Here is an 8,606-nt window from a genome sequence, read left to right as displayed (position 1 = left end):
TGGCGGGGCATCCTGCCCCGCACGGGAAGCGCCAATAAATCGGCGCTTCCCTAAGCCAACGCCATCGAGCTGGCGCCGCATTAGACCGGTCTGGCGCATGGTGCCGTCTCTGCGTCCTATCCCTACACGCCGGAACAGGTGTTGGACGAGGGCTTCCTGCCGAACTGAGGAACAGCAACCGCATGACGCAGCGCTTCGACCCCAAAATGGCCCTGATCGACCTCGACGGTACCCTGGTCGACAGCGTGCCGGACCTGACCCACAGCGTGGACGCGATGATGGCCGAGCTGGGGCGTCCGCCCCATGGCGAGGCGGCGGTGCGCAACTGGGTGGGCAATGGCGTCGAGCGGCTGGTGAAGCGCGCGCTGACGGGCAGCCTCGACGGCGAGCCCGAGGCTGCCGACTTCGAGCGTGCCTATCCGATCTTCCTGGAGCGCTACACGGCCCACAACGGCAAGCGCTCGCGCCTCTACCCCGGCGTTGCCGAGGGGCTGCGGATGCTGGAGGCGCGCGGCATTCAGCTCGGCTGTGTCACCAATAAGGCGGCGCAGTTCACCGAGCCGCTGCTCGCCGCCTTGGGGGTGGCCGGGCACTTCGGCATCATTATCAGTGGCGACACCCTGCCGGAAAAGAAGCCGAGCCCGCTGCCTCTGCTGCATGCGGCTGAGCACTTCGGCGTGGCGCCGGCGGAGTCACTGATGGTGGGCGACTCCATCAGCGATGTGAAGGCGTCCCGCGCCGCGGGCTTCCCCGTGGTCTGTGTCAGCTATGGGTACAATCATGGGCTGGACATACGCGATGCCAAGCCGGATGCGGTCATCGACTCGCTGGCGGAGCTGGATGGTCTGCTCGCATGACCCCCGAGAACTTCGCCGCCCTGGTGCGCCAGGGCCATAACCGCATCCCTTTCGTCTGCGAGGTGCTCGCAGACCTGGATACGCCTCTCAGCTGCTACCTCAAGCTTGCAGCGGGGCCATATTCCTATCTGTTCGAGTCCGTGCAGGGCGGCGAGAAGTGGGGCCGCTACTCCATCATCGGCCTGCCGGCGCGCACGGTGCTCAAGGTGTTTGGTCACCGCATCGTCGTCGAGCGCGACGGTCAGGCCATCGAAGAGACCGAGGCCGAGGACCCGCTTGCCTGGATCGAGCAGTTCCAGGCCCGCTACAGCGCCGCCGAGCATCCGGACATGCCGCGCTTCGCAGGCGGCCTGGTGGGCTACTTCGGCTACGACACCGTCCGCTATATCGAGCCCAAGCTCGCCCAATGCCCGAATCCCGATCGGATGGGCACGCCGGACATCTTGCTCATGCTCTCCGAGGAGGTGGTCGTCTTCGACAACCTGCGAGGGCGCATCTACATCATCGTGCACCTGGACCCGGCCGCCGGTGACAGCCCCGCGACGGGTCAGGCGCGCATCGATGCGCTGGTGGCAAAGATGCAGCGCGGCGCTCCGCGCAATCCTGAGGCCGGCGGCCGTCAGGTGGCCGAGACCGACTTTGTGTCAGGCTTCAGCGAGGACGGCTACAAGGCTGCCGTGGAGCGCATCAAAGACTACATCCTCGCCGGCGACTGCATGCAGGTCGTGCTTTCGCAGCGGCTTTCGATCCCCTACCAGGCGGCGCCGCTGGACCTCTACCGGGCACTGCGGGGCTTGAACCCCTCGCCCTACATGTACTTTCTCGACCTGGGCGAGTTCCAGATTGTTGGCTCGTCGCCCGAGATACTGACCAGGCTGGAGGACGGCGTAGTTACGGTGCGGCCCATCGCCGGCACGCGCCGCCGCGGCTACACCGAAGACGAAGACAAGGCACTGGAGGCGGAGCTCTTGGCGGACCCCAAAGAGCTTGCAGAGCATCTGATGCTCATTGACCTTGGCCGCAACGACTGCGGCCGGGTCGCCAAGACCGGTACGGTGCACGTCACCGACCAGATGATCGTCGAGCGCTACTCGCATGTGATGCACATCGTGAGCAATGTCACGGGCGAGCTCGCCGAGGGCATGAGCGCCATCGACGTGCTGCGGGCCACCTTCCCGGCGGGCACCGTGTCCGGCGCCCCCAAAATCCGCGCCATGGAGATCATCGACGAGCTGGAGCCCGTCAAGCGCGGCATCTACTCGGGCGCCGTCGGCTACCTCGCCTTCAACGGCAACATGGACACGGCCATTGCCATCCGCACAGCCGTCATTAAGGACGGCACGCTGCATATCCAGGCCGGGGCTGGCGTTGTCGCGGACTCGCTGCCTGAGCTGGAATGGAAAGAGACCATGAACAAAGGCCGCGCTGTCTTCCGCGCCGTGGCGATGGCCGAGGCAGGCATCGAGCGCTATCCCTGCGTCGGCGAGTGACCCGGAAGGCGCCGCCGCTTTTTCCTCCCGCCCCAAACGGAACACCGCCGCCCGCGTGGATGTTTCGAAATCCTGCGCAGTTGCATCGAAAAAAGGCCCTGCGTCGGGACACGGCGCATCCCCGAAAACCTGGACAACCGTACAGGGGAGATGCCAAGGGCACGGCAGTCCAGTGCACACGCATGCGCTGACCACTGCTGGTCTTCCACAACCCGCCCTGGGATACCAGGGCGCGCTTCAGCATTTTCCTTGATTCTACTTGCGGTTGCACCGGCTCTCGGCGGCCCTGAAGAGGGTCGACAGGCCACGAAAGCGACCATTCATCGGACAAGGAGACGTGCGTCCGAAAAAAGTCGTTGCACCTGGCCGGTCTTTGACTACCATGGAGCCAAGTCGGTAATGTCCAGCTTTTGCCACAGGAACTTTCCGTTCAAAAGCTGCTCGAAAACCCGGTCGGCAATGTTGTCAAAGCGCCCCGACGCTGGTAGCATAATTTCCGAGAAAATTACTCAGGTATAAGACCATGGCTGAAGAAGCATCGATCAAAGACATCGCAAACCTCGGCTCCCTGTCGACGGGCACGATCGACGCCTACATCGCGAGCGCTTACCAGATCCCTGTGCTCACGCAGGAAGAAGAGCGCAGCCTGGCCCTGCGCCTGCGCGACCACGGCGACATGATGGCTGCTCGCCGGCTCGTGCTCTCGCACCTGCGCTTCGTCATCCGCATCGCCCGCGGCTACCTGGGTTATGGGCTGCCGCTGCCCGACCTGATCCAAGAAGGGACCGTTGGGCTGATGAAGGCCGTACGTCGCTTCGAGCCCGACGTCGGCGTGCGGCTGGTCTCCTTCGCGGTCCACTGGATCCGCGCGGAGATCCACGAATATATCCTGCGCAACTGGCGCATCGTGAAGGTCGCCACCACCAAGGCCCAGCGCAAGCTGTTCTTCAACCTGCGCAGCGCCAAGAAGCGCCTCGGCTGGTTCTCCAAGCAAGAGGTGGAAGACGTGGCAGCAGATCTCGGCGTCAAGCCCGAGACCGTGCTGGAGATGGAATCGCGTCTCGCGAGCCATGACATGGCCTTCGACGGCCACGACGATGACGATGACGACGGTCCGTCAGCGCCCTCCACCTACCTGCCGGACATGCGCATGGAGCCTGCGGCTGCTCTAGAGAAGGAAGACAACGATGCCCACCAGCGCGAGCGGCTGTTCGCGGCACTGGAGGGATTGGACGAGCGCAGCAAGACCATCCTGCGCGAGCGCTGGCTCACAGAGAAGAAGCAGACCCTGCACGAGCTTGCTCAGCAATTCGGGGTCTCCGCCGAGCGCATCCGCCAGATCGAGAAGAACGCCATGAACAAGCTCCGCGTCCAGCTCGAAATGTAACGGCATGCTTGTACCGCCGGCCTGGGCCGGCAGTACGCCACGGACAATAGCCCGCCATATGGCGGGCTTTTTCATGTCCGCCGTATGCTGCTCCGGAGCCGAGGAAAGACCGACATCGATCGCCTTTGCATCTGCCCATTCGGCGGCGTGTGCTTGCGATTGGGCACGGATGCTGGCGCAATAGGCCGCTGATCTGGTCACGCTCGAGCAGCGCCCCGCCGTGCCCCGACGCCCCTCTCCATGGTTATTTCTGCTGCCGGTGGTAGCGGCCGTCGGCATCGCCGTCCTGCTGAATCGCGGCGCAGGCCCGCCTGCTCAGCGCGACACCGAACCCCCGGCGCGGGTGGTGAGGGTGATCGACATTCCGGCCGCGGATGTGGTCCCGCGTGCCACGGGCTTCGGCCGCGTGCGCCCGGAACGTGTCTGGGAAGCGGTTGCCGAGGTGAGCGGACGGGTGATCGAGACCCATCCGCGCCTGCGCAAGGGAGCGCTGCTGCCCGCGGACACGCTGCTGCTGCGCATCGATCCCACCGAATACGAGCTGCGGCTGTCCCAGGTGGAGGCAGACATCCTCTCCACCCGGGCCCAGCTCGCAGAAATGACCGCGAAAGAGTCCAATATCCGTGCCTCGCTGGCCATCGAGGAGGCATCGCTCGAGCTGCGCACCGCCGAGGTGGCGCGCAAGCAGCGCCTGCGTGACAAGGGTACCCTCAGCGCCTCGGAGCTGGAGCAGGAGAAGCGCAATCTCCTCGCCCAACGCCAGGCAGTGCAGGCTCAGCAGAACCAACTGAATCTACTGCCGGCGGAGCGCGAGCTGCTGGAGGCCCAGCTCGCGCGCCATGAGGCCCAGCTCGCCGACGCCCGGCTAGACCTGGCTCGCACCGAGATCGCACTCCCCTTTCGTGCACGCTTGAGCGAAGTGAACATCGAGCAGGCACAATACGTTCGCGAGGGGGACGTGCTGCTCAAAGCTGACGCCATCGACCGGGCGGAGGTGGAGGCCCAGATCCCCATCGCCCGCATGCGCACGCTGCTGCAGGGTGCTGACCCCATCGATTTCAGCGTCGGCCCCGGCGGCGCGCTCGCCGAGCAGCTCGGTATCCGCGCGAGGGTTACCCTGCGCGATGCCGGCGGCGATGTGCACTGGGCTGCAGAGCTGGCCCGGCTCAGTGACACCCTGGACCCGGAGACCCGCACGGTCGGCGTCATTGTGGTCGTGGACAACCCTTACGCCGATGTAGTGCCCGGGCAGCGCCCGCCGTTGGTGAAGGGCCTGTTCGTGGAGGTGCAACTATTCGGCGCACCCCGCCCGAAGCAGTTGGTAGTGCCGCGCGCCGCGCTGCACGGGGAGCGGCTGTATCTCGTCGAGCACGGCCAGCTCAGCATCCGCGATGTTACGGTCGCGAGCCTGCACCCCGAGTATGCCATCATCGCCGGCGGCGTCGAGTCCGGTGAGCTGCTGGTGGTCTCGGATCTCTTTCCCGCTATCGATGGTATGCCCCTGCAGGGCGAGCCCGATCCAGAACTGCGTGAGCGCCTCTTGGCGACGGTTACCGGTCATACCGAGACCGTGCGCGCCGCTGACGCCCATCCCGGCTCCTCGCAAGCCGACACCAAGGCCACTGCAGCGGCCCCATGATGCCGCGCACGCAAACAAGGCCGCCGCCGCATGCACACCAAGACCTGATCGATCAACAACCTAAGGAACGCGCCCACGCCCATGCAACCCAGGCTTCGATCCGTACTCGCCGGCCTCACGCTGCTGACGCCAGCCCTCTTCCTCTCGCAACCCGCTGCCGCCATCCCCGCGGCGCCCGTGATGACCCTGTACAAGTTCAACGGCCCGCTGACGGTGCCGACCTACCGCATCGGCGCGAACGGGCCCGGCCCGCAGGCGGGCAGCCTGACACAGGGCACGGCGGTGATTCCCTGCCTGGTGGTGCAGAACGGCCGTGCACTCACCGACAGCAAGGGCACGCCATACGTGGGCTTCGAGATCGTCGTGGACTCTGCCCGGGCGTCGGATCAGTCCGCGACTCGCGCATTCGAGCGGGCCGTCGCGACCCAAAAACGCAAGCAGGTGAAGAACCATCACTGCGGCCCTGGCGTGAACCGTGTCGTGAACGTGCGCGACCTCTACCAATTGGAGAAATCACCCTTCTTCGATCCACCAGGCCGCGGCGACCAGAAGGCCGCCGAGCGTAAGGGCAAAAGCACGCTGGATAGCATCGTGCGCAGCTTCCACAACTCGCCCCAGTGCGCTTCGGTGAACAAGCGCATGACTGGACGCCGCGACAAGCTGGCGTCCGCCTGGGACAGCTTCATCGCCCGCAACAAGGGTAAATGGGACGACACCACGCTGGCGCGCGCCAAGCACCTGGACTACACCATGCGCACGGCCATCTTCGAGGGCCACCTGGACCGCGGCTGCTCCGCCTACGGCGCCTGCGAGCGGAGCACGGTGGTGCTGTCCGTGCGCAACCGGGCCGTGGGTCAATGCCTGCGCCGGCAGGGCTGCCGCTTCCCGGGGGACTTCCAGGGCGTGGCCTCGGACGTCTCGCAGTACAACATTTGGGACGCCTACCTGACGATGATTTCGGGGCTCACCGCCTGCTATCTGCGCACGGACCTCGAGAACGAAGACTTCTACGACCGGGTGCAGGCCATGTACACCCAAAGCGTCGGCGACGCCGAGCGCATCCTCTACGGTGGCGACAGCGCCCTGCGAGAGCTCTTTCCCGGCAACTCCCTGCGCGATCTCACCGAGATGCGCCACTACTACCACCCACCGGCCATGGGCAAGTGCTTCCCGCAGCAGGATCGCATCGAGTACATGTCCGGCGCCGTCGCCGAGAACGGAGCGGATCATGCGCTCATCGCCAACACCCGCATCAAGGTAGGCGAGCGCATCGGCAGCGGCTACCGCTTCAAGGAAATGCGGTTCGAGATGGAGGACTGGGGCGACGACATCCGCATCGAGGACAACTACCCAGGCTTTGTCGTCGATGGCCGTAAGGTGCGACTCGGCGGCGGTGGTGGCTGCACCGCCTATGGCGTCTCGCCGGGCTGCAGCTTCAGCAAGGTCGGGCGTTGGCGCCGCACGCCGAGCTGGCTCAGCGCCGGCCGGCCCGTGGCGCTCAACTGCCGCATCCAGGATCAAGGCGAGTCCTGCCGCAGCGGCGGGCGTAACCGCTCGGTGAGTGTTGGCGGCGCCTGTGACGTGGACATGATGCCCGTCACCGGCGTGCATTGACTAGAAGGAGCAGCTGACCGCTTCGATGAGCGAGCAAATGCTGGAGCCAGCTGGGATTTCAGCAGTACTCTGTATGTCGCTTGCTGGGCGAAGGCCGCTACGGCCGCCATGCATGGCACGTTGCTGCGCCAGCGCAGTTCTTGCCGGCGGCAGGCGCTGTAGGCTTTTGCCCTGCAATTTCGCAGACCCGAGCAAAACGCCAGGACAAGCACGATGACCGCCAAGTCCGATGACCTGCTGCGCCGCATCGCCGGCGCCGCCATTGTCCCTACCCTGATCATCGCCAGCACCCAGACCGCGGCCGACGACGCCGCCCTGCGCGAGAAGGCCAAGTCCGCCGGACTGGAGCCCGTGCCCTACGGCCTCGCCGAGGTTAACGACAACCCGGTGACGCGAGAGAAGATCGAGCTCGGCAAGATGCTCTTCTTCGATCCGCGCCTGTCAAAATCCGGCGTGATCTCCTGCAACACCTGCCACAACCTCGGCACCGGCGGGGATGACAACCTGCCCACATCCGTTGGCCATGGTTGGCAACAGGGTCCGCGCAACTCTCCGACCGTACTGAACGCAGTGTTCAATGCCGCGCAGTTCTGGGATGGTCGCGCCGAGGATCTGAAGGCGCAGGCCAAGGGCCCCATCCAGGCGGGCGTCGAGATGGCTAACGAGCCGGACCAAGTGGTCGAGACCCTGACCAGCATGCCCGATTACGTGGAACGCTTCGGCCGCGCCTTCCCGGGCGAGCATGACCCGGTCAGCTTCGACAACATGGCCAAGGCCATCGAAGCCTTCGAAGTCACGCTGGTGACACCAAACGCCCCCTTCGACCAATTCCTGGAAGGCAACGACGGCGCCCTCACTGATGTACAGAAGGAGGGCTTGGCGCTCTTCATCGACAAGGGCTGCACCGCCTGTCATTCCGGGGTCAACCTCGGCGGGCAGGAGTACTTCCCGTTTGGCCTCATCAAGCGCCCGGGCGCCGACATCCTGCCGCCGGAAGACAAGGGGCGCTATCGGGTCACGAAGACGGCATCTGATGAATATGTCTTCCGGGCCGCGCCCCTGCGCAACATCGCCATCACCGCGCCCTACTTCCACTCCGGTGAGGTCTGGGACCTGGAGCAGGCGGTGGCGGTAATGGGCACAGCGCAGCTCGGTGCCAAGCTAACAGACGACGAGGTCGCGAGCATCGCCGAGTTTCTGCGGACACTGACCGGCGAGCAGCCGCAGGTGACCTATCCGCAGCTACCGGTCGAGACCGGCGAGACACCCAAGCCAAAGCTCTGAGCGGACAACGGCCTCCGGGTGTCCCTTTGCGTGACGTACGGCTTGCGACGACGCGCGGTACCACTGTCGCATTCCATACAACGCAACGCTGGCGGCACAGGCCACGGAAGACCCTGTGCATCAAGGACTTCCGAGATAATTCCCACACTGGCTTAATGCTTGCTTACGGCTTGCTTCATGAGATTTGTCAATCCAGCCGGACCCGGCATGCGCCACAGTTGAAATGCCCGTCCGGTGGCTGTCTCAGCCGCGCCAATCCAATCCGCCCAAGCCCGTCAACCGGAGCCGAGCCATGTGGGATTATTCCGAGACCGTCAAAGAGCACTTCTTCAACC

The 8,606-nt window shown here is 65.1% G+C and carries 6 protein-coding genes; all 6 read left to right on the top strand.

Translation table 11 applies throughout. From position 1 onward, the window contains the following. Nucleotides 1–182: 182 nt before the first annotated feature. The 6 genes from I6U14_RS12665 to I6U14_RS12640 all read left to right on the top strand — a co-directional run bounded on the left by I6U14_RS12665 (nucleotide 183) and on the right by I6U14_RS12640 (nucleotide 8,271). The gene (locus I6U14_RS12665; protein WP_296899837.1) at nucleotides 183–857 is read left to right on the top strand and encodes a phosphoglycolate phosphatase; all 675 of its coding nucleotides are present in this window, start codon (nucleotides 183–185) and stop codon (nucleotides 855–857) included. Further along, a complete protein-coding gene (gene trpE / locus I6U14_RS12660) occupies nucleotides 854–2,347 on the top strand; it encodes an anthranilate synthase component I (protein ID WP_296899836.1) in 1,494 nt (497 codons plus the stop codon). The genes I6U14_RS12665 and trpE overlap by 4 nt, the downstream gene beginning before the upstream one ends. Before the next feature lie 523 nt (nucleotides 2,348–2,870). Continuing rightward, a complete protein-coding gene (gene rpoH, locus I6U14_RS12655) occupies nucleotides 2,871–3,734 on the top strand; it encodes an RNA polymerase sigma factor RpoH (protein WP_296899835.1) in 864 nt (287 codons plus the stop codon). A gap of 220 nt (nucleotides 3,735–3,954) precedes the next feature. Next, nucleotides 3,955–5,373 (top strand): HlyD family efflux transporter periplasmic adaptor subunit, encoded by a 1,419-nt coding sequence (locus tag I6U14_RS12650; protein ID WP_296899834.1) that lies wholly within the window; start codon nucleotides 3,955–3,957, stop codon nucleotides 5,371–5,373. A gap of 81 nt (nucleotides 5,374–5,454) precedes the next feature. After that, on the top strand, nucleotides 5,455–6,987 hold the full coding sequence (locus I6U14_RS12645) for a hypothetical protein (protein ID WP_296899833.1): 1,533 nt from the start codon (nucleotides 5,455–5,457) through the stop codon (nucleotides 6,985–6,987). Between the two features lie 213 nt (nucleotides 6,988–7,200). After that, entirely contained in the window at nucleotides 7,201–8,271 is a 1,071-nt protein-coding gene (locus I6U14_RS12640) for a cytochrome-c peroxidase (RefSeq protein WP_296899832.1), read from the top strand. Nucleotides 8,272–8,606: the final 335 nt, after the last annotated feature.

The organism is Thiohalocapsa sp., from assembly GCF_019695415.1.
Lineage (GTDB): Bacteria > Pseudomonadota > Gammaproteobacteria > Chromatiales > Chromatiaceae > Thiohalocapsa.
This window is presented reverse-complemented; position numbering and strand designations above follow the sequence as displayed.